At 71.6% G+C, this 19,983-nt stretch carries 23 protein-coding genes; 11 read left to right on the plus strand and 12 right to left on the minus strand.

The features are described 5' to 3' along the window. Positions 1–112: 112 nt before the first annotated feature. The 4 genes from ACWEBX_RS16385 (at position 113) to ACWEBX_RS16400 (ending at position 3,007) form a co-directional block, all read left to right on the plus strand. Positions 113–520 carry a hypothetical protein gene (locus ACWEBX_RS16385; RefSeq protein ID WP_451885538.1) on the plus strand — a complete coding sequence of 136 codons (408 nt, stop codon included), beginning with the start codon at positions 113–115 and terminating at the stop codon, positions 518–520. A gap of 373 nt (positions 521–893) precedes the next feature. Continuing rightward, complete coding sequence (locus ACWEBX_RS16390) at positions 894–1,274, plus strand: DoxX family protein (RefSeq protein ID WP_451885515.1); 381 nt, start codon at positions 894–896, stop codon at positions 1,272–1,274. Continuing rightward, the gene (locus ACWEBX_RS16395; RefSeq protein WP_451885516.1) at positions 1,271–1,738 is read left to right on the plus strand and encodes a peroxiredoxin; all 468 of its coding nucleotides are present in this window, start codon (positions 1,271–1,273) and stop codon (positions 1,736–1,738) included. The genes ACWEBX_RS16390 and ACWEBX_RS16395 overlap by 4 nt, the downstream gene beginning before the upstream one ends. A gap of 321 nt (positions 1,739–2,059) precedes the next feature. Continuing rightward, on the plus strand, positions 2,060–3,007 hold the full coding sequence (locus tag ACWEBX_RS16400) for a TauD/TfdA dioxygenase family protein (RefSeq protein WP_451885517.1): 948 nt from the start codon (positions 2,060–2,062) through the stop codon (positions 3,005–3,007). Positions 3,008–3,050: 43 nt separating this feature from the next. Here ACWEBX_RS16400 and ACWEBX_RS16405 read toward each other — a convergent pair whose 3' ends face one another. From ACWEBX_RS16405 to ACWEBX_RS16425, 5 genes are all read right to left on the minus strand, one after another. Beyond that, positions 3,051–4,526: an FAD-binding protein gene (locus ACWEBX_RS16405; protein ID WP_451885518.1), complete on the minus strand. Its 1,476-nt coding sequence runs from the start codon at positions 4,524–4,526 to the stop codon at positions 3,051–3,053. A 178-nt stretch (positions 4,527–4,704) separates the two neighbouring features. Then, positions 4,705–5,895: a flotillin family protein gene (locus ACWEBX_RS16410; protein WP_451885519.1), complete on the minus strand. Its 1,191-nt coding sequence runs from the start codon at positions 5,893–5,895 to the stop codon at positions 4,705–4,707. 11 nt (positions 5,896–5,906) lie between these two features. Further along, complete coding sequence (locus ACWEBX_RS16415) at positions 5,907–6,158, minus strand: hypothetical protein (protein ID WP_451885520.1); 252 nt, start codon at positions 6,156–6,158, stop codon at positions 5,907–5,909. 128 nt (positions 6,159–6,286) lie between these two features. Beyond that, entirely contained in the window at positions 6,287–7,168 is an 882-nt protein-coding gene (locus ACWEBX_RS16420; RefSeq protein ID WP_451885521.1) for a hypothetical protein, read from the minus strand. Positions 7,169–7,462: 294 nt separating this feature from the next. Further along, positions 7,463–7,702: a chaplin gene (locus ACWEBX_RS16425; protein ID WP_451885522.1), complete on the minus strand. Its 240-nt coding sequence runs from the start codon at positions 7,700–7,702 to the stop codon at positions 7,463–7,465. A gap of 196 nt (positions 7,703–7,898) precedes the next feature. On the opposite strand from ACWEBX_RS16425, the gene ACWEBX_RS16430 reads away from it, so the two are divergent. After that, positions 7,899–8,105 (plus strand): hypothetical protein, encoded by a 207-nt coding sequence (locus ACWEBX_RS16430; protein WP_451885523.1) that lies wholly within the window; start codon positions 7,899–7,901, stop codon positions 8,103–8,105. 83 nt (positions 8,106–8,188) lie between these two features. Here the strand turns inward: ACWEBX_RS16430 and ACWEBX_RS16435 are convergent, their stop codons facing one another. Beyond that, complete coding sequence (locus ACWEBX_RS16435; RefSeq protein ID WP_451885524.1) at positions 8,189–8,839, minus strand: DUF4360 domain-containing protein; 651 nt, start codon at positions 8,837–8,839, stop codon at positions 8,189–8,191. A gap of 496 nt (positions 8,840–9,335) precedes the next feature. On the opposite strand from ACWEBX_RS16435, the gene ACWEBX_RS16440 reads away from it, so the two are divergent. Continuing rightward, positions 9,336–9,878: a hypothetical protein gene (locus ACWEBX_RS16440; RefSeq protein ID WP_451885525.1), complete on the plus strand. Its 543-nt coding sequence runs from the start codon at positions 9,336–9,338 to the stop codon at positions 9,876–9,878. A 27-nt stretch (positions 9,879–9,905) separates the two neighbouring features. Here the strand turns inward: ACWEBX_RS16440 and ACWEBX_RS16445 are convergent, their stop codons facing one another. From ACWEBX_RS16445 to ACWEBX_RS16460, 4 genes are all read right to left on the minus strand, one after another. Continuing rightward, positions 9,906–10,742 (minus strand): hypothetical protein, encoded by an 837-nt coding sequence (locus ACWEBX_RS16445; protein ID WP_451885526.1) that lies wholly within the window; start codon positions 10,740–10,742, stop codon positions 9,906–9,908. An 84-nt stretch (positions 10,743–10,826) separates the two neighbouring features. After that, positions 10,827–11,342 carry a hypothetical protein gene (locus tag ACWEBX_RS16450; RefSeq protein WP_451885527.1) on the minus strand — a complete coding sequence of 172 codons (516 nt, stop codon included), beginning with the start codon at positions 11,340–11,342 and terminating at the stop codon, positions 10,827–10,829. A 190-nt stretch (positions 11,343–11,532) separates the two neighbouring features. Further along, a complete protein-coding gene (locus ACWEBX_RS16455) occupies positions 11,533–12,036 on the minus strand; it encodes a DUF6624 domain-containing protein (RefSeq protein ID WP_451885528.1) in 504 nt (167 codons plus the stop codon). Positions 12,037–12,101: 65 nt separating this feature from the next. Next, a complete protein-coding gene (locus tag ACWEBX_RS16460) occupies positions 12,102–12,632 on the minus strand; it encodes an ATP-binding protein (RefSeq protein WP_451885529.1) in 531 nt (176 codons plus the stop codon). 576 nt (positions 12,633–13,208) lie between these two features. Here ACWEBX_RS16460 and ACWEBX_RS16465 point away from each other — a divergent pair. Then, complete coding sequence (locus ACWEBX_RS16465) at positions 13,209–13,946, plus strand: SDR family NAD(P)-dependent oxidoreductase (protein ID WP_451885530.1); 738 nt, start codon at positions 13,209–13,211, stop codon at positions 13,944–13,946. A gap of 85 nt (positions 13,947–14,031) precedes the next feature. Here the strand turns inward: ACWEBX_RS16465 and ACWEBX_RS16470 are convergent, their stop codons facing one another. After that, positions 14,032–15,441, minus strand: a complete 1,410-nt coding sequence (locus ACWEBX_RS16470) for a hypothetical protein (RefSeq protein ID WP_451885531.1) — start codon at positions 15,439–15,441, stop codon at positions 14,032–14,034. A 299-nt stretch (positions 15,442–15,740) separates the two neighbouring features. On the opposite strand from ACWEBX_RS16470, the gene ACWEBX_RS16475 reads away from it, so the two are divergent. The 4 genes from ACWEBX_RS16475 to ACWEBX_RS16490 all read left to right on the plus strand — a co-directional run bounded on the left by ACWEBX_RS16475 (position 15,741) and on the right by ACWEBX_RS16490 (position 18,314). Next, complete coding sequence (locus tag ACWEBX_RS16475) at positions 15,741–16,562, plus strand: helix-turn-helix domain-containing protein (RefSeq protein ID WP_451885539.1); 822 nt, start codon at positions 15,741–15,743, stop codon at positions 16,560–16,562. A gap of 3 nt (positions 16,563–16,565) precedes the next feature. Further along, positions 16,566–16,802, plus strand: coding sequence for a DUF397 domain-containing protein (locus tag ACWEBX_RS16480; protein ID WP_451885532.1), 237 nt, complete (start codon positions 16,566–16,568; stop codon positions 16,800–16,802). Between the two features lie 171 nt (positions 16,803–16,973). Then, the gene (locus ACWEBX_RS16485) at positions 16,974–17,471 is read left to right on the plus strand and encodes a hypothetical protein (protein ID WP_451885533.1); all 498 of its coding nucleotides are present in this window, start codon (positions 16,974–16,976) and stop codon (positions 17,469–17,471) included. 36 nt (positions 17,472–17,507) lie between these two features. Further along, positions 17,508–18,314, plus strand: coding sequence for an SAM-dependent methyltransferase (locus tag ACWEBX_RS16490; RefSeq protein ID WP_355774518.1), 807 nt, complete (start codon positions 17,508–17,510; stop codon positions 18,312–18,314). Positions 18,315–18,332: 18 nt separating this feature from the next. On the opposite strand, the gene ACWEBX_RS16495 is transcribed toward ACWEBX_RS16490, so the two are convergent. Further along, the gene (locus ACWEBX_RS16495; protein ID WP_451885534.1) at positions 18,333–19,730 is read right to left on the minus strand and encodes an FAD-binding oxidoreductase; all 1,398 of its coding nucleotides are present in this window, start codon (positions 19,728–19,730) and stop codon (positions 18,333–18,335) included. Positions 19,731–19,983 lie beyond the last annotated feature (253 nt).

Consider the following 19,983-nt stretch of genomic DNA (forward strand, 5'->3'; position numbering starts at 1 on the left):
GCACCGCATCCGTGCCGTGTGATCCCGTCCGTCCGTCGAAAGGCCGCCCGCACATGACGCCGACCCCGCACCTCCGTGCCGTGCCGCGAGCGCCGATCGGAGGCCGGTGACCATGCTGCGGCCGCTGCCCCGCGCGCAGGCCCCGCTCGGCCCCGAAGGCGCCGAGATCCTGCGGCTGATCACCCAGCGGCGGTTCCCCGTCCGCCTCACGGTGCACGCGAACGGCCGCCGCCGGTACGGGTATTGGCTCCCCTTCGACCCCGCGACCGGACGCGGCGGCTGCTACGTGGCACTGCCCACCGGTGAATGCGACGCGCTGCACGCTTCGGGCCGGATCGTGCTGGGCGACCCGCTCGTCGACCCCGCGAAGACCACGTACGCGGTCCAGGCCGCGGCACGTACGACCGGCACGGGCCGGAGCGACGCCATCGCTCGCAGCGAGGCACCGGGGCGGAGCGAGGGAACCCGGCGGAGCGGGGCCATGGATTCGGTCACCTTTCGGCATGCCCTGACGGCCTGACTCACCGTCCCGCCCGGCCACCGCGGCTCAGCGGCTGCCCCGCCACTCCGGCTCGGCGCCTGGCCCACTGTGCCGCCCGGCCACTTCCGCCGGCCTGCGCCGTTCAGCGCCGCGGGACGGAATCCCGGGGCCGTCGTGACACCACGTCCTCGCTTCTCGGCCAGGGCGGGTCACTTCTCCGGCTCACCGTGAAGGGCGTTCCCGAACCAGGACGTTCACGCATCCACCGGACGTCGCGGTACCGGCCCCGCTTCCCCGGCCCGGCGAGGGCACGCGAAGGCCACCCGACGCACAGGCGGCTGACACATCCCACCTGTACCACTGGCACTTACCCTGCAGTAATATCCGCGGGCAGGCCCCCCGAGGAGGAACCGTGCCACGGTCCGAACGATCGCCCTTGCTGCTCGCAGGCCTTCTGGCCACCGCGGGCGTCGCCCACTTCGCCGCGCCACGGCAGTTCGACGCCATCGTCCCGCGCGCGCTGCCGGGAGCACCCAGGACCTGGACGTACGTGAGCGGCGCCGCCGAACTCGCCCTGGCGGCCGGAGTGGCACTCCCCCGGACCCGCCGGGTCGCCGCGCTCGCCACCGCCGCGTTCTTCGTCGGGGTCTTCCCCGCCAACGTCAAGATGGCCGCGGACTGGCGCGGGCGCCCCGCGCCGCTCCGGGCCGCGGCTCTCGCACGGCTTCCGCTCCAGGTGCCGCTCGTGCTGTGGGCGCGCGGAGTCGCCCGGTCCGGAAAGGGACAGTCATGACATCTCAGGTGAACGTGGGCGACCAGGTCGAGGACTTCACGCTGCCGGACGAGACCGGCGCGATGCGGAGCCTGTCCGAACTGCTGGCCGAGGGACCGGTGGTGCTCTTCTTCTACCCCGCGGCCCTCACCGCCGGCTGCACCGCCGAGGCCTGCCACTTCCGCGATCTGGCCACCGAGTTCACGTCCGCCGGCGCGCGGCCGGTCGGGATCAGCGGTGACGCGGTCGACCGTCAGCAGGAGTTCGCCGACCGTCACACGCTCGGCTTCCCCCTGCTGTCCGACGTCGACGGAACGGTGCGGGAGCGGTTCGGGGTGAAGCGGGGCTTCTCGCTCGCCCCCACCAAGCGGGTCACCTTCGTCATAGCGACGGACCGCACGGTCCTGGAGGTCGTCCGCAGCGAACTACGCATGAGCGCCCACGCCGACCGCGCTCTCGCCGCGCTGCGCGAGCACAAGGGCTGAGAGGCCCGGGGCGCTGTCGCTCCCGGCCCCGAACAGAGTGAACGGGGCCCGCCCCTATGCGGATGGAGGGCGGGCCCCGTTCACTGTGCCCCATTCTCGGCACGGGCCGTGTCCGCCGACAGGGAGTGCGGCCCGGTGAGGTGAGGACACCGGACACACCCCGTGCGCGCCGCGCGCCTCCCGTGTGCGCCCCCTCTCCCGCGAACACCCGCCCTCCCCTGGCGGGAGGCCCGCCCCCCCCTCGCGAGGCGGCCTGTCGGGTGCCCCGTCGAGCGGTCATGCTGGAGGCGACGAGCCGGACACACGCAGCACGGAGGCCCCATGACGGACCAGGTCACATCCCTCGAAGTGAAGCCGGCGGCGGGACACATCGGCGCCGAGATCACGGGAGTCGACCTGGCGGAGCCACCGACGGACGAGGTCGTGGCCGCGATCAGGGCGGCCCTCCTGCGCTGGAAGGTGCTGTTCTTCCGCGGCCAACGGCTCGATCACGCCTCGCATGTCGCCTTCGCGCGCCGGTTCGGAACGCCGGTCCGCCTCCGGTCCCGGGGCAGCGTGTCCCCCGGGGACGTCCCCGAGGTCGAGACGACGGCCGACCGTCTCGAACTGGGCGGGCGCTACGGGATGGACCACGAGGAGTGGCTGCGCAGACGCCGTCACTCGCTGCTGCGCGGGTGGCACTGCGACCACGGCGCCCGGGTCGATCCCCCGGCCGCCACGATTCTGCGCGCCGAGACCGTACCCCCGTACGGCGGCGACACGACCTGGTCGAACCTGGCCGCCGCCTACGCGGGCCTGTCGGCTCCCGTGCGCTCCTTCGTCGACACCCTGCGCGCCGAGCACCGGCTCGGGGTGGGCTACCAGAGCCGGCCCGGCGACGACGCGTACGCCCGTCATCTGCTGGACCGTCAGATCGCCACCGATCACCCGCTGGTGCGGGTGCACCCGGAGACGGGCGAGCGGGTGCTGTTCGTCAACGGCTACTACGTCGAGCAGATCCTTCGGGTGTCCCGGCCGGAGAGCCGGGCGCTGCTCGACATGCTGCTGGAGCAGGCGGTCCGGCCCGAGTACACGGTCCGCTTCCGGTGGGAGCCGGGCAGTGTGGCCTTCTGGGACAACCGGGCCACCATCCATCTGGCACCGAGCGACACCGCCCACCTCGACCACCCGCGGGTCATGCACCGGGTGATGCTGGCCGGTGATGTCCCGCGGGGGGTGGACGGTGCGCCGTCGACGCCGATCGTGGGCAGCGAACCCGGCCGCTGGTGACCCCGGGCCGGGGCGGGGGTGGAGCGCGAACGAACCGCCGCCGTCAGAAGACGCCCTGCCCGGGGACCAGGATCCCTCGCGGGTCGTAGGTGTGCCGGGCGGAGGCCAGCCGCCGGTAGGCGGGGCCGAAGTGCTCGCGCCAGTCGGCCGCGTCGAAGGGGACCGAGCCGACCGGGTAGTGCGTGCCGCCCGCCGCGTGGACGGTCTCGTAGGCGGTCCGGTTGGCCGCGAGCAGCCGGTCGACGGTCGCGGTGTCCTCGGGCGGGGTCGTGCGCAGGACGGCCAGGAGATAGGACACCGGGTCGTCGGCGGTGCGCAGCAGCGGGGTGTGCAGGTTCTCGCGCAGCACCGGGTACAGCAGGACGACGCCGGGCCCGAGATCGGCCGGGGTGAGGTCCGCCAGCAGGGATTCGGTCAGCGTCGCCGCCGAGCGGCCGGGCAGCAGCAGGTTGAGCCAGGGGTGGGCGAAGGCCCACAGTCCCGCTGCCTTGAGGGCGGCGACCGAGGCCGCGAGCCGGTCGAGGAAGTCGTAGTAGCCGAGGTCGCTCGCCTGCACGCCCGCCGGGTCGTGCCGCAGTCCGCGCAGCAGCACGGTGTCGTCGGGGGCGGGACCGACGGGCGGACCGTAGGCGACGGCTTCGAGGAGATAGCCGCTGAAGGCCCCGGCGGCGTCGGCGGTCACCTGGCCCTCGACGTAGTCGAACCGGCCCTCCTCGACGAGCCGCCGCTGGTCGTCGAGGAACGTGCGCAGGTCGTCGTACGGAAGGAGGTAGTGCCGTACGGTCTCGGGCGCGGGGACCAGGCGCAGCGTGGCGCCGACGATGATCGCGCACTGGCCGAGTCCGGCGAGCACGGCGTGGAACAGGTCGCTGTTGCGGGTCGGGGAGCAGCGGACGAGGTCGCCCGCGCCGGTGACGACCTGGAGTTCGGTCACGTTGTCGACCTGGGCGCCCCGCTGGTGGGTCTGGCCTCCGATGCCGCCGACGGACAGGGTTCCGCCGACGGAGAGTTCGAGATAGTCGGTGAAGGTGGGCGGGGTGAGTCCGTGGGCCAGGGTGGCCTGGGCGACCTGGCTCCACCGGGCTCCCGCGCCGACGGTGACCGTCCTGCTGCGCGGTCCCACCGGGCCTATGGAGGCGAGCGGCGTGGTCTCGATGATCAGGCCGCCGTCGACCTGCGCCTGTCCCTGGGTGGCGTGGCCCTGGCCGCGCGGTGCGACGGAGATGCCGTGCTTGCCGCAGAAGCGGACCATGGCGACGATGTCACGCACCGAACCGGGCCGCAGGACCGCGGCGGGACGCCGGTGGACGATGTGGCCGTAGTCGTCGGCGTCCGCGGTGAGCGAGGCGTCGTCGGTGTGCACGCTGCCGTCCAGCGCCGGGAGGCCCGCGAGCGGCCGGCGGGTGGTGTCGGTCGTGGTGGCCGCCCAGCTCCGGGTGAAGGGATCGAACCCGACGACCGCGGCGCCGGTGGCGGCGAGGCCCTTGATTGCGGTACGTCGCGAGGGTGTCCGGGGCATGCGCTCCTCCTGGGGCGGCCGCTTCAATTGATCAACTGGGCCAGAGTGTAAGGGACTTGAGGGACATCCGGGCCGGTTGATACAAACGCGGACCACCGTGCGCCCGCGCCCGGGGAAACGGCCGCGTCCGCCGCCCCGGACGGGACGGCGGACGCGGAGGACCGGGGAAGGACGGTGGTCAGCCGGCCGACGAGGCGCCCTTCGACTCGTCGCCCTCGACGTCGACCGGCGTGCGGTATCCCTGGAGTTCGAGCGGGCCGTTCGCCTTCGCGGCGCCGCTCTCGGAGTTCGGTCCGCCCAGGTTCTGGCGGACCGAGTCGAGGATGGTCAGACCCTGGGCGACCAGGCCGGCCGCTATCTCGCCGAGACCGTCGGCGCCGTTGAGGACGTTGACGTTCGCGCCCGCGAGACCGCCGGCCGCTTCCTTGACGATCAGGGGCAGTTGGTCGATCAGCATCCGGTCGAGCGCGACCCGGTCGTGCGAGGCGGCCGCCTCGGCCTGGATCTTCATGCGCTCGGCGTCGGCGATGGCGAGCACCTTGATCCGCTCGGCCTCGGCCTCGGCCGGCTTGACGACCTCGGCGACGAGCTGCTGCTGACGCAACAGGGCGGCGCGCTGGGCGAGTTCGGTCTGCGCGGCGAGGACCTCCTGCTGGGCGTGGGCCTGGGCGAGGGGACCCGCCTGGGCGGCCATCGCCTGCGCGCGGTCCACCTCGGCCGAGTACTCGGCCTGGACGATGGCCGTCTGCCGGGCGTACTCGGCCTGGTTGCGCGCCGCCACCTGCTGTGCCTCGACGGAGGCCTGCGTGGCCTGGGCCTGGGCGATCTGGGCCTGACGCTGGATGGCCGCCTTGTGCGGCGCGGACATCGCGTCGATGTAGCCGGTGTCACCGTCGTCGATCGACTGGATCTGGAGCGAGTCGACGATCAGGCCGATCTTCGCCATCTCCAGCTTCGAGGTGTCGAGGACCTCGGCGGCGAGCTTCTGCCGCTCGGTGACGATCTCCTCGACCGTCATCGAACCGATGATGGAACGCAGATGGCCCGCGAAGATCCGGCCCGTCAGGACCGACATCTGGTCCTGGTCGGACAGGAACCGCTGCCCCGCGTTGATGATGCTCTCGGTGTCGTTGCCGACCTTGAACGCGATCACGGCGCGGACGTGCAGCGAGATGCCCTGCTTGGTGACACAGGTCTCGGTGACCTCCGCCTCGCACATGGACAGCGTCAGGAAGCGGGTCTTGCGGAAGACCGGAAGCACGAACTTGCCGTGCCCCGTCACCACTCGGAACGGCGCGCCCCCCAGTCCCCGCCTGCCGCCCGAGATCAACATCGCCTCGTCGGGGGCGGGTACGCGATAACCGAACATGCTTCTCCTTCTCAAGCTTCGCCGACGGCATCGCCGTCGAGCGCGTCCAGCGGATCGGCCCATGTGATGACGTCGACCTCGCGGCATCCTCTGGACTCGATCACCAGCACGGTCGCCCCTTTCGGCAGGGGCTCCCGAGACCAGGCATGGAAGGTCTCGGTTCCGCCTCTCACGCGCACGAGGACCTCGCCGGGTCCGGCGGACCCCCGGGTCCCGATGAGCAGTTCCCCCGTGCAGCCGATCACGGCTTCGTCCTGCACCATTGCCGGCCACCCCCCATCACTCTGAATCTGCCTCTGACCTTAGACCCAGCCCTCTCCGGGCGCGTACGCCCCCCGTCGGTCGACAGCCCTCCGGGGGTACGCGCCCAGGCCTCCTCCGAAGTGTGGGCTCAACTCTTGGTGAAGCGATAGGTCTTGCTGTCGGTCAGCACACAGAAGCCCGGGGACACCACGATCACGCGCAGGGTGGCGCTGCGGCGGTCGTAGTCGATGCCCTCCACCTCGAAGGTGCCCGAGCAGGAGCTGCGCAGCGGGAGCTGCCGCAGGGCCGTGACGTGTCCGGAGACGTCGGCCGAGCCGTTGGGCTCGGCTGACAAGTCGATCTGGAGCAGCGGCTTGGTCATGCCGAAGAGGGTGCCGGCGGGGTCGTCGGACGAGCACAGCAGCCGGGTCGCGGTCACGAAGTCGCAGCCCTGTACGTCGCGTACGGCGTGGTCGAGGCTGATGGCCGACGCCTGCGGAAGGTCGGCCGAGGGCGAGGTGGCCGGGTTGACGCCTGGGGTCGGGAACACCAGGAGCCGGCTCATCGTGCCGTACTCGCCGGACACCATCCACGTACCGCTCGGCGCGATGGTGACGAAGGAGTTGTTCAGCGCCTCTCCGGCGCTCAGCTTGTGGACGTACTCCGACCATGTGCCGCCCGGTGCCTGCACGCGGAACATCTTCGCGCTGCCGGAGTCGCTCTGGTACGGCTCCACGTAGTAGCCGTTGTACGAGGCGTCCGGGTCGCCCACGTGGTTCCAGCCCCGGCCGCTCACGCTCACGGGGATCGTGCCGATGCCCGTGTAGTGGTTGGGACTGCCGGCCGGGACCTCGACGGAGGTCAGGCCCTGGCTCTCGGTCAGCGGGTCGGCACGGTCCGAGCCCACCTCGTTCCAGGTGTCGGCGGCCGAGGCGGGCGCGCCGCCGGCCACGGAGAGGACGGCGGCGGTGGTGAGGGTGACGAGGCCGGCCAGGACCGCGTGACAACGTTGCCGTGCGGGCATGCGCATGAAGGGTGCTCCTCGATGGGGGGTGTGCGGTCGGCGCACAGTCTGGCCCGCCGCGATGGTCATGTACAGACCAACACGTAGACGCCGGACGACACCCCCGGTCCACGAGTCGCCAACCACCCCCGCCCCCCGCGAATCCGGCCCCGCCCTCTCCCCCCACCCCCGTCGGACCGGATCCCGCACCCGGAGCGCGGACGAGCCCGGCGGCTCACTCGGGAGGATGAGTGTGCCGCCGGGCTCGGGCCGGGCAGCGGGTCCGGGCAGCGAGAGCCCGGACCCGCGGACGCCGGTCCGTCAGCTGTTCGAGCAGGAGGTCGTGTTCCCCGCCGTCGGGTTCAGCAGCGCCACCACGTTGAGCGTGTTGCCACAGAGGTTGACCGGGATGTGGACCGGGATCTGGATGACGTTGCCGGACAGGAGTCCAGGACTGTTCGCCGCGGCGCCGGTCGGCCCGGTGTCGGCGGCGGCGGTCCCGGCGGTGGCCAGCAGGGCGATGCTGGCGACTCCGGCAGCGGCCATCAGACGAATACGCATTCCAAGCTCCGTTCATTCGTGGTGGTGCGAGCTCCTTCACCATCACCTCCGCGAACAAAAACCGACATTCCAGCGCAGCCGAACGGGGGTTCGCACCCTGCGGCGGACGTGGATCAAGCCTGGCCCACGGCGTGTCGCGCGGGGCGTACGGAATGCCCGTAGCGTGAATACAGATCCGGTGGAACAGGGAGAGACCATGCCGATGAGCCAGTCCGACACGTCCACACCCTCCGAAGACAGGGCGACCCCCGACGCACTGCTGCACACCGGGACCGAGGGCCCGGTGACGGCCGAGGACCTGGTCCTCGCCGCGGGTCGCGACGTCACACCGCAGAGCCTCGCCTGGGCCGAGCGAAAGCTCCAGGACGAGGGCTCCGCGGCGGTCGACAAGCTGCTGCCGTAGCGCCACCCTTCGGACGACCGTGGACCGCTCGGCCGGCTCCGGTGCGGCGGAGCCGGCCGAGGACCCACCCGGGAGGCGGCGGGTCAGGCGGCGGGGCACTCCCTCCAGGCCAGGTGGTAGACGGTGCTGATGTCACCGTCCGTCGAGTCCATGGTCATGAAGCTGGAGCTGCCGGGCGTCGAGGTGCCCGCGTTGACGCGGAGCTCGGTGTTGATGTTGAAGTTGCGCTGGACACCACAGGGCGCCCAGACCAGTTGGGCCCAGTCCGTGGTGTCCGTGGTCTGCCAGTCGTCGCCGTACGGGCCGCGGAAGGGGTGGGTGATGGAGGCCGTGTTCGGGGATCCCTGGAAGTAGTACGAGGCCTTCTCCGTGCTGCTGGCTCCCGGCTGGAGCGAGGCGAAGCCGCGGTAGTCGGCGCTGGCGATGGCATAGGTGAAGCCCTGCGGGACATGCACGTTCAGGTTGAGCTGGCAGTTCTTGCGGAACGCGGTGGGGTCGGCGTTGCCTCCGACCTGGGCGAGGTAGGTGCTGTAGGTCACGGTGAAGGCGGTGTTGTCCGGGGAGACGGCGACAGCCGCGGTTCCCTGGGGACAGCCGGATCCGTTGACCGTGGCGACACTGATGACGATCTTGTCCGGGGGCGGGTTGTCGAAGACGGGGTTCTGGCTCGACAGGGGAAGCGCTGTGGCGAACAGGGCGGCGATCGCGCCACCCATGAACAGGCCACCGGCCATGGTGCTCCAATCCGTTGCGTAGGTGTTCCGGCGGCAGCGCGCGGGCGTACCGCCATGAATGGGGGGTGCGGCTCCCCGAGGGAGCGGGGAACCGTCGCGGACCAGTGCGTTGGATCAAGCGCGGCTTATTTGTGCATGCGCATGACAAATACGCACGCGCAGCCGACTCCCGGCTGTGAAGGAGCTGTGAAGACCGGGAGCGACGAAATCGTACGTACGGCGGGTCGCGATGGACAGGACCATCTCCGGCCATTCGATACGCGCCGTTCACACCCGCCGCCACGGTCACGAGGCCGGTTCACGGCGGTTCACGCCACCCGGGGCCGTGGCGCGGGGCGTTCCGGAACCGGCAGCCGTCACGATGCGAACCCGCCACGACGGCGCGGGGAGCGGCCGGACACCCCGGCCCCGGGTCGGTCGGGCCGGAGGGTGGTGGGACCGCGCGAATCACCCGCCCCCTCGGCGCGTCCCGGGCGCCCCTGAGACACTGAGACACATGGATCCACGACACCTGAGACTCGGCCGCCGCCGGATATGGATGAGCAGTGCCGTCTGTCTCCTGGTCCTCGGGCCGCTCGGCTGGTTCTTCGGTGGCTGGATTCCCTTCACGTTGCTGGCCGTTGCCCTCCTCGTCGCCACCGCCGTCTCGCACTGGCGGGCTCCCACCTGGCTCGCGCCCGCCGTCGCCAAGGGCCAGTCGGAGAACCGCCGGGACGTCGCCACCTTCTGCGTGGTCATAGCGGTGAGCGGCTACGCCCAGCCGCCCGCGCAGCCCGCTCCCTCGCCGTCGGCCCTCGCGGCCCTGCGCCTGGAGGCGTACCGGGCCGCCGCGGACGACGATCTCTCCGAGGATCTGCGGCTCCTGGCGGCCGACGCGCTGGCCGCGGCGGACCAGGCCAACGCCGAGGACAGCCCCGCGGGCTGGCGGACCGCGCGGGCGAGCGCGGAACGGCTGGCGCACTCCGCACAGGAGGGCAATCCGTACGTACGACAGCTCCTCATCCAGTGGGTGGAGGGCAACCCGGCGAGCGATCGGTAGCCGATCGGCGGACGGTCCGCGCCGCCCTCAGGGCCGCTCGAAGAACTGGATCACGCCCCCGGCCGAGAAGCACAGCGCTCCCACGAGGGTGCCCCAGTTGGCGATGTCGACGTTCACGAGACTGCCGGTCGCCGGCCGTGTGTAGGCGGCCAGCGCCGAGACGAAGAAGAGCACGGATCCGAACTGGTTGACCGCGACGATCCACCAGCCGAGGTCGCCGGCGAGGACGCGCGGGCGTCCGTGGCAGACCTCGACGACGGCGAGGTGACCGGAGACCAGGAACAGGACGCAGCCGACCATGTCGGGGGCCCAGATCAGCCGGTCCATCTGCTGGACCGAGAGTCCCTTCAGCAGCGAGTCCAGCAGATTGACGCCGAACGCGAGCGTCCCCAGGAACAGCAGGAACGTGCTGAGCCAGTCGATCCGGCCGGGCTCGTAGCTCCACCACCGCCAGCGCCGCCCGGCCAGCGCGTCGGACGCGCTGTCGCGGCGAGGAGCGTTCACCGCCTGAAGCAGTGAGGCGTAGCCGCCGGTGTTGAAGAACAGTCCACCGGTGAAGTAGATCCAGGCGCCCGTCAGACCCCCCGAGCCGAACTGGGCGACCCCGGCCCCGAGGGCGAACAGCAGCCCGCCGACCGTGAACGCGGCCGCGGCGATGACGTTCAGCCGACGCAGCCGGGCGATCGACGCGGTGTCCGCCCGCCGGGAGCGGCCCTCCGTCTCCCCCGGGGCGCGCACGGTGAGCAAGCCGCGTTTGCGGGCCAGGCGAGATTCCCAGACCGCGATACGACCGTCCACGAGACGCCAGGTCAGCCGGGTCGTGAAGGGACCCGCCCCTTCGGAGCGCGCTTCGGTTCGACTCACCCGGCGACCATAGCCCGTGGGGCGAAATCCGGCGTTTGCCCGACTCGTCACCTTTCAGGTGGTTCGGGACTCCGCTCGGGCGGTTTAGGACTCCGCCTCGCGCCGCAGGAAGTTGCTCACCTGACCGGCGAGGCTGTCCCGGGCCGTGTCGGGTCGCGCGGCCGCGTCGACGGGCGTGTCGTTCTCGATGCCGCCCGCCCAGAGGAAGCGCTCGGTCCACTCGTCGTCGACCTTGAGCTGGACCTGGATGTCCATCCGGTCGAGGACGGCGTCGGGGCCGGCCGCGAACAGGACCGCGGTGGCCCGGCGTAGCGGATAGATGTCGTATCCCTCGATGAACTGCGAGTTCCGCCAGTCGAGGAAGGCGCTCTCGCCGTCGGCGCCGACACGGATATCGATCTGGCCGTCTTCGAGGTGGATGCCGAAATGTTCGGTGGCGCGGTTCTCGACGGTCACCCGCAATCTGAAGTAGGTGAGTTCGTCGGCGGCGTCGTCACGCCCCTTCGGGGGCTCGGCCTTTTCCACACCATGAACGCGAACACGCAGGCCGGCCTGCTCGTCGTACTCCTGCCAGTCCCCGACCACGTTGGGCTCGCGCACAGTCCACCTCTCCACTTCAGAGAGTTGTTCCTATCTGTGCCCTCAACGAAGTGTCAAATGCGCCGCACCGGTCGTGGCCAGCGATTTCTCCTTTCTTGATCGGTGATCAAGCCGTGCCCAGCCACAATCATTCCGCGCCACTCGAACGGGGTATTTCCGGGCGTGCTGCACATCACGTTCCCCGGGCGCCTCACAAGCCCTCGCGCAGGCGCCGCATCTGTTCGTCGAGCGGGCCGAGACCGACGTCCCGGCGCCGCTCGTCGACGGTCCCGGGACGGCGCACGGGACAGGGGCGCAGGGTGACCGGGTCGACGCGGGTGCCGTAGAACTGCGGCAGCCCCAGTTCGACGGCGCAGTGGTCGGCGATGTAGGCGTGGTGCAGGGCCGGACAGAGTCCGTCGGCCGCGGCCCGGGCGATCAGATCGCGGCAACCGAGCTGCAGACCGAGGTCGGGGGCGTGCAGCAGGATCATCAGGGCCGCGGTCGAGGCGGCCGCACCGACCTGGGCGGTGGTCGGCCAGCCGTGTCGCCGGACGATCACCGCGAGCGCCTGGGCGTTGCCCGCGCGGCACGCGGCCAGGGGCTCGCGCCACGCTCCGGCGCGACGGTCGCGGGCCTGGCGCATCAGGCCGCGTTCCTCGTCCGCCCGGCGTACGAGCTCCCCCGCCAGGGCCCTGGCGAGCTCCGGGACCATCGGCGCGGCGCCCGGGCCCCCCGGGCGCGCCCCGGTGTCGCCGGCCCGACGCCTCGGGACGGCCTTCACGGCACCGCCTGAAGCGCCATCGAGAACCACACCTTCTTTCCCGTGGTGCCCGGGTCGGCCGGCGCGACGCCCCAGTCGTCGCTCAGCGCGGCGATGATCGTCAGTCCGCGTCCCGACTCCTCGGCCCCGCCCGCCGTCCGCGCCGCGGGCAGGGCGGACGAGCGGTCGGCGACGGACACCCGCAGTTCGCGGGGGTCGCACTCGATGCCGACGGTGATGGTGTCGCCGCGGTCGGGGCTGCCGTGTCTCAGGGCGTTGGTGAAGAGTTCCCCGGCCGCGAGCACCGCGTCGTCGACGCGCTGGGCCGGCAGCCGCAGGCGGGTGAGGTACTCGGCGACCATCGCCCGCACACCGGGCACCCGCGAGGGGTGCGCCGGGACGGTGGTCCGCAGCCCATGCGCCCCGCGCACCCGGTTCGTGGCGGTGCCGCCGGAGACGGCGGTCCCGGAGGACGGGGTCGCCGACGATACGAGATCGGTCGGGGCCGGAGCCACGGCCGGCAGGGGCTCGGTCTCGGCCGGAGCCACGGCCCCTGGAGGCTCGGTCGGGGCCGGAGCCACGGCCCGTAAGGGCTCGGTCGGGGCGGTGGGCGCAGGCGATGGGGGCCCGCTGCGTGGCGGGGGCCCGGAACGTGCGGGTTCGGTCGGGGCCGGGGCTCCGGACCGTACGGGCGGTGCGGTCGGGGCCCGCGGTGCCGGTGGTTCCGATGCGGGCGGTGCCGAAGGGGCGAGTCGTTCGGCGGCGTGGGTGCGAAGCGCCTGGCCGTCCGCGGGGTGGACCCCTCCTTCCGGTGGCCGTGTCTCGTGCCCCGGAGCCGGGCTGCCGTGGACCGGTGCGGGCGTCGGCTCGCGGCGCGGTGCCCTGGATGCCGGCATCGGTCCTCCTTCGGGTGCGGCCCGGGGGGCGGCTGTCGCTGCGGCTGCCCGTGCAGCCAACACGCGGGACTGCCGGGGCGACCAGGGGGTATTCGGGTTGTCCGGTTGCAAGCGCGTAGTGACGTGGGATGTATGTTCGATCTTGTGAGGAACGGGAGCGGGGGCGGTGCGACGGTGTCCCTTGACGGTGACACCGGCCGTGCGGGACTGCGTGACAAACGAGTGCTGGTGACCGGCGGTACGCGCGGACTCGGCGAACAGATCGTGCGGTTGCTGTCCGCCGAGGGCGTACGGGTGGCCACGTGTGCGCGCACCGCGCGGGATCTGGACGCGCTGGCCGCCTCGATGGGCCCGGGTCTGTTCACCCGGCGGCTCGACGTCACCGCGCCCGGGGACCTGGAGGGGTTCGTCGGGGACGCGGCGGAACGCTTCGGGGGCCTGGACGGGGTGGTGGCCTGCACGGGCGGTTCGCGGGGCGGCGGCTTCGAGGAGGCGGACGCGGACGACTGGGCCGCGACGTGGGCGGTGAACGTCGGTCACGCGACCCGGCTGGTACGGGCCGCGGTCCCGCATCTGCGGGCGGCGGGCGGCGGCTCGGTCGTGGTGATTTCCTCGATCTCCGGCTGGAAGCCCGGCCCGCCCGCGCAGTACTCCGTCGCGAAGTCCGCGCAGATCCAGCTCGCGGCCTCGCTGGCCCGCGAGCTCGGCCCGGACGGGATCCGGGTGAACGCGGTCTCCCCCGGTTCCATGCTGATCCCCGGCCGACGCTGGGACCGGATGCGCCGGGAGGAACCCGAGGCGTTCGCCCGCTTCGTGGCGGCGGAGCTGCCCGGCGGCGGGCCGGTCGCGCCGCAGGAGGTCGCCCGGGTCGTGGCGTTCCTGCTGTCGGACTGGTCGAGCGGGATATCCGGCGCGCACCTCCCGGTCGACCGCGCCCAGAACGCCCCCTCTCCCGACGGGTACTGAACCCCGCGAGGTCCGGTGGCGCCGCCCGGTCACGGCTCCGCGCCGACCCCGGCACCGCGCCCGGCCCCGGTGACGGGCCCGTTCGTCAGGCCACCGCGCCGAGGACACCACGGGAGCGGCGCTCGAATTCCTGCACGACGGGTTCGGCGCGACGGGGTTCGAGGCGTCTGCGGAAGTCGCGCAGGGCCTGGACGGATCGTTCGCTGTGGACGGCGCCGAGGGTCTCCAGGGCCAGGGTCGCGGTGCCGACCGCCTCGTCCAGGCGGTCCTGCTGCAGGTGCGCGGTCGCGAGGACGGAGCGGCTGATGGCCTGGCGCCGGCGCCGGTCGGCGCCCGAGCCGAGCGACTCGCTCGCCGTGCGCTCGGCCTGGCGGGCGAGCCCCAGGTCGCGGAAGCAGAGAGCGGACTCGGCCTGAAGGTAGTGGTGGTCCAGATAGCGCACCCATGGCGACTCCTGCTCGGCCCCCTTGCTCTCCGCCAGGTGCCGCTCCGCCAGCCGCAGCGCCTTCGACGTGTCGTCCGAGCGGCCCCGCGCGGCATGTCCGCGTGCCGACATGGCGTACAGCCGCATCAGTCCGAGGGGGCTGCCGGCCCCCTGTGCCGTGACGATTCCGGCGCGGGCGAGCGCCACCCCCTCGTCGGGGCGGCCGAGGTTGGTGGCGAGGTGGGAGAGCCCCGCGAGGATCTGGCCGCCGAGCACCCGGTCGCGGCCCTCGGCGCACAGCCGCAGGCCCTGGGTCATGTAGCGCTGGGCCAGACCGTACTCCCCCGCGTCGTACGAACTCCAGCCGGCCATGGCGGCCAGCCGGGCGGCGGCCGCGAACAGCCGTCGGCGCTGCCCGGACGGGGTGCCCCGCCGCTGGAGCATGGGGACGACCTCGGTGGAGAGGTAGTGCACGATGCTGGTGCGCACTCCGCCGCCACCGTAGTGGTTGTCCATCTGGTCGAAGACGGCGATCATCGCGTGCACCTGCTCGACGGGGCCGCCGCTCACGGGCAGGGCCTGGGTGAGCGACTCCTGATGCTCCAACAGCCAGAGCAGCCACTCGCGCTGAGGGCTCGTCAGGGAGGCCGGGACGAAGGGGACCGTGCCGAGGAGACTGCGGCGGGAGATGTCGGTGGAACCCAGTTCCGCGAGCGTGTGCAGAGTCTCGGCGACGTCCTCGCCGTAGACGAGCGCTCTGCTCGCGACGGGACGCTGGGAGTCGGAGTGGAATCCGAGGTCCGCGGGGGACAGGGCGCGGCCGAGCCGCTCGGACAGCACGGCGGCGATCAACTCCGGTGCACCGCCGCGGGGTTGCTGACCCTGGAGCCAACGGGTGACCGACGCCTTGTCGTAGTGGGAGTCCGTGCCCTGGCGGCGCCCCAGTTCGTTGACCCGCAGGGCGAGGGAGGCGTAGGAGCAGCCGGCCTCCTTGAGCACGGCCCCCAGCACCGGATTTCCTCCGGCCGACCTGCCGGCGTTCCTTGTCTGTCCCTCGGTCACGGCGGCCATCCCGTATCGCCTCACATCCGCGTGCGGCTGCACTCCGATCCGGATCTGGCGGTGTTTCAATTGCCGTGCGGACGAGCGCAGTTGAGCGTGAAAGTCGCCGAATGTGCGACAGGTCACTCGATCACTATGGTGGCCCGCACACCGCCTGTGCAACCGGCGTTCTGATAATTTCAGAACGATCCGCAGCGCTCTGTCCCTGTCACCGGCCGCGTGGCACACTGCCCCCTGAGACGGCCGTTCCCGGGAGGTAGGACGTGGGCGAGAACCGCTCCGGCGGCAGCGCGCCGACCGTCCTGCGCATGGTTCTCGGGAAGCGGCTGCGGCACCTGCGGGAACGGGCGGGAGTCTCCTTCGAGGAGGCCGCGCGCGCGATCGAGGTCACGGCTCTGACGGTCCGCAGGATCGAGAAGGCCGAGGTCGGGCTCCGCATCCCGTACGTGAGGGAGCTGCTCCGCGTCTACGGAGTCCCGGCGTCGGAGGTCGACGACTTCCTCTCCCTGGCCAGGGAGGCCAACCGGCCCGGCTGGTGGTACACGTACCGCGACGTACTGCCGGACTGGTTCAGCGCCTACGTGAGTCTGGAGAGCGAGGCCAGCGTCATCCGTCTCTACGAACCCCACTACGTCCCGGGCCTGTTGCAGACGCACGACTACGCCACGGCCCTGATGCGCGTCGGGTTCCCCAACGAGACACGGAAGGACATCGCGCGCCGTGTCGCCCTGCGGATGAAACGCCAGGACCTCCTCGCCAAACCCGAGGCCCCGGCGCTGTGGGCGATCCTGGACGAGACGGTGCTGCGCCGGCCGGTGGGCGGACCCGCGGTGATGCGGGCCCAGTTCGACCGGCTCGCCGAGGCCCTGGACATGCCGAAGGTGCGGATCCAGATCATGCGCTTCGGCGTGGGCGCCCACCCGGGCGCGTTCGGCCCGTTCCACCACTTCCGCTTCGGCTTCTCCGAACTCCCCGACATCGTCTACACGGAGAGCCTGGTGGGCGCGGTGTACGTCGACCGGCCCGACGACGTCGTCGGTTATCTCGAAGTACTGGACCGGATGTCCGTGCAGGCGGAGCCGGTCACCCGGACCAGGGCCATCCTGGCTGAACTGCGTAAGGAGTTGTGATCCATGGGACCCGTGCACAACGGCATGTCCGCGGCCGGTCTGGGAACCGAGGGCTGGCGCAAGCCCTGGAGCGGCACCAACGGCGGAAGTTGCGTCGAGGCCAAGCGGCTTCCCGACGGAAGCGTCGCACTGCGCCAGTCACGGGACCCCGAGGGACCCGCGCTGATCTGGTCCCGCGACGAGATGGCCGCGTTCATCGAGGGCGCCAAGTCGGGACAGGCCGACTTCCTGATCGCCTGAGCGAGACCCGCGCCGCACCTCTCCGGGGCTTGTCGACGGCGGGAAGCGCCGGACAGGCCCGAGTCCGCAACCACACCCCCACAACCGGACAACCCGCACGCACACTCCCGCCGTGCGGGTTGTCCCCCCACACTGACCGAGCCGTTCGTCCCGGAGGGAGGGGATACGGGCATGATCCTCCACCAGGGCCTCACACGGTGCCGGACCCTTGTCGTCGAAGGCCCCGACGGTTTCGACCGGCGTCCGCTCCTCGCCGAGCTGGCCCGCCATCACTTCACGATCCGCCCACTGCACGGGCATCTTCACCATGTGGACCCCACCCAGCCCTACCGCGAACTCCTGTCCGCGCCGGGCCGGCTGGCCGTCGACGGCGGCCTCGTCCACGAACTCGTCTACGGACCGCTGCGCCGCGGCCGCTCCCGGGTGACGTGGATCCAGGCGCTGGACTTCGCGGAAGCGGTGGCCGAACGCGATGGCGTGCTCGTGCACATGACGGGCGGGACCGACGACACCGAGGCGGCACGCGCGTACGAGCGGGTGCTGAGGACCTTGGCCCAGCACGTCCCCGTGATCACGCTCGACACCGGGGAACCCGCCGGCGCCGCCCACGACCCCACCCGGGCGATCCGTCAACTCGGCCTGCACATCGGCCTGTTGCCGCTAGCGTAGGCAACCGACCGCGCGACGCACGGCAGGAGAGCTCCCATGGCCGACCGATCCGCCCCCGACCAGGACGCACTGTCGAAGATCGACACGACGGTGCCGCACTCCGCCCGCATCTGGAACTACTGGATGGGCGGGAAGGACAACTACGAGGTCGACCGGGTCGCCGGGGACGCGTACCGCGAAGTCGCCCCGAACATCGAGACCATGGCCCGCGCCTCGCGCGCCTATCTGATCCGTACCGTCACCTTCGTGGCGGGCGAGCTCGGCATCCGCCAGTTCCTGGACATCGGCACCGGCCTGCCCACGTACGACAACACCCACCAGGTGGCCCAGCGCGTCGCGCCCGAGTCCCGCGTCGTGTACGTGGACAACGATCCGCTGGTGCTGCGCCACGCCCAGGCACTGCTGACGAGCACGCCCGAGGGCGTCACCGACTACATCGACGCGGATCTGCGCGAGCCCGAGAAGATCATCGAGTCGGCGTCCCGGATCCTCGACTTCTCCCGGCCTGTCGCGCTGATGCTGATGGGCATCCTCGGTCACATCCAGGACTACGAGGAGGCCCGGTCGATCGTCCGGCGCCTCCAGGCGGCCTTGCCTTCCGGCAGCTGTTTCGTGCACTACGACAGCACGGACACCGACGCGGCGCTCAAGGAGGCCCAGCAGGGCTACGACGACACGGGGGCGATCCCGTACGTGCTGCGCAGCCCCGAACAGGTCGGCGCGTTCTACGAGGGCCTCGAACCGGTCGAACCCGGCATCGTGTCCTGCCCCTTGTGGCGTCCGGAGCCCGGTACGTCGCCCGAGCCCACGGACGTCCACGGGGGCGTGGCCCGCACACCGTGAACGGGCCCGCCCGGCAGGTCAGTCGCTCGACGCCGGCTCGATGTTCTGGTTCAGCCGGAACAGGTTGGCGGGATCGTACTCGGCCTTCACCCCGGCCAGACGGTCGTAGTTGCCGCTGTAGCTCGCCCGGACGCTCTCCTGGTCCTCGGCCATCACCATGTTGACGTACGCGCCGCCCGCGGAGTACGGGAAGAGGGCGTCGGAGTAGTCGACGCTCCACCGCTTGATCACCTCGGCGTTGGCCGGGTCGGGATCGACACCCGCGTAGACGGCGGCCCAGCCCGAATTGCGGTAGCCCCAGGCGGTGTCCGTCGGGCCGACGTCGTGGACGGCTCCGTCGATGGGGTAGAGGTGCATGGTCGACTTCCAGGTCGGCGTCTCGGCGCCGAACTTGGCGTGCAGGTCGACGGCCTCGCCGGGGAGTTCGTCGACGAAACCCGCCCGCCAGTACCACTGGTCGCCGGGCGGGTAGACGCCGTCGAACGCGGACTGGATGGCCGGGTGCGGCATCGGCGCGGGGCCGTGCAGCAGGGGCTCGGGCAGGGCGTCGAGCAGCGGGGCCATGTCCCGGGCCGCCGCGTCGGTGTCGTCACCCACGCGGCACCACAGCACACCGCAGACCTTCTTCAGGTGCAGCTCCTCCGGGAACGGCGGTCCCGGCGGGACCGAGGCGAAGAGGAAGAAGCCGCCGAGTTCACGCGGCGCGTGGGGAATGAAGTCGCGGTAGGCGGCGAGGACTTCGGCGCCGAGCTCGACGGGCCAGAAGGTGGGACCGGCGACGACCGTGCTCACTTCGTGCAGCCGGAAGAGGAACGAGGTGACGACACCGAAGTTTCCGCCGCCTCCGCGGATCGCCCAGTAGAGGTCGGTGTTCTCGTCCGCGTTCGCGCGGACGTGCTCGCCGTTCGCCAGGACCAGCTCGGCCTCCAGCAGGTTGTCGACGGCCAGCCCGCACTTGCGGGTGAGATGGCCGAGGCCGCCGCCGAGGGTGATGCCGCCGACTCCCGTGGTGGAGATGATGCCGCTCGGTGTGGCCAGGCCGTGCTCGTTGGTGGCGCGGTCGACCTCGCCGAGGAGACAGCCGCCGCCGACCCGTACCGTGCGGGCCGCCGGATCGACGTTGATGTCCTTGAGCGGGGAGAGGTCGAGGACCACTCCGTCGTCGCAGGTGCTCAGGCCCGCCCCGTGATGACCGCCGCCGCGCACCGCGAGCGGGAGTGCGTGGTCACGCGCGAAGCCGATGATCAGGGCGACGTCCTCCGGGGAGGCGCAGCGTGCCACGAGGGCGGGCCGCCGGTCGATCATCGCGTTGTAGACGGCACGGGCCTCGTCGTACCCGGAGTCCTCCGGGCCGATCAACTGGCCCTTGAATGCCGAGAGTTCCTGGCGTGCCGCTTGTACCGGTGTTGTGGACATGTGCATCCCCGTATCTGGAGACCGCCCCAGGTCCCGGCGTCCGGGCCGTGGACCGGACAGGCTCTCCGCCATTGGGTCCGATGTGCCCGTTTCAGCCCGATCACTGATTAGCGTAACCCCGTGACATTCGGCTGGCTCGGCGACCCGGACCGGCCGGACGCGGGGACGCTCTCCGGTGTCGGTTCTCTGTGCAGAGAGCGAAAACGGAATCACTCCAGCCATTTTTCGGCCGAAGTCGGCTTCCCGCACTCGC

The sequence above is a fragment of the Streptomyces sp. NPDC005070 genome, from assembly GCF_053600395.1.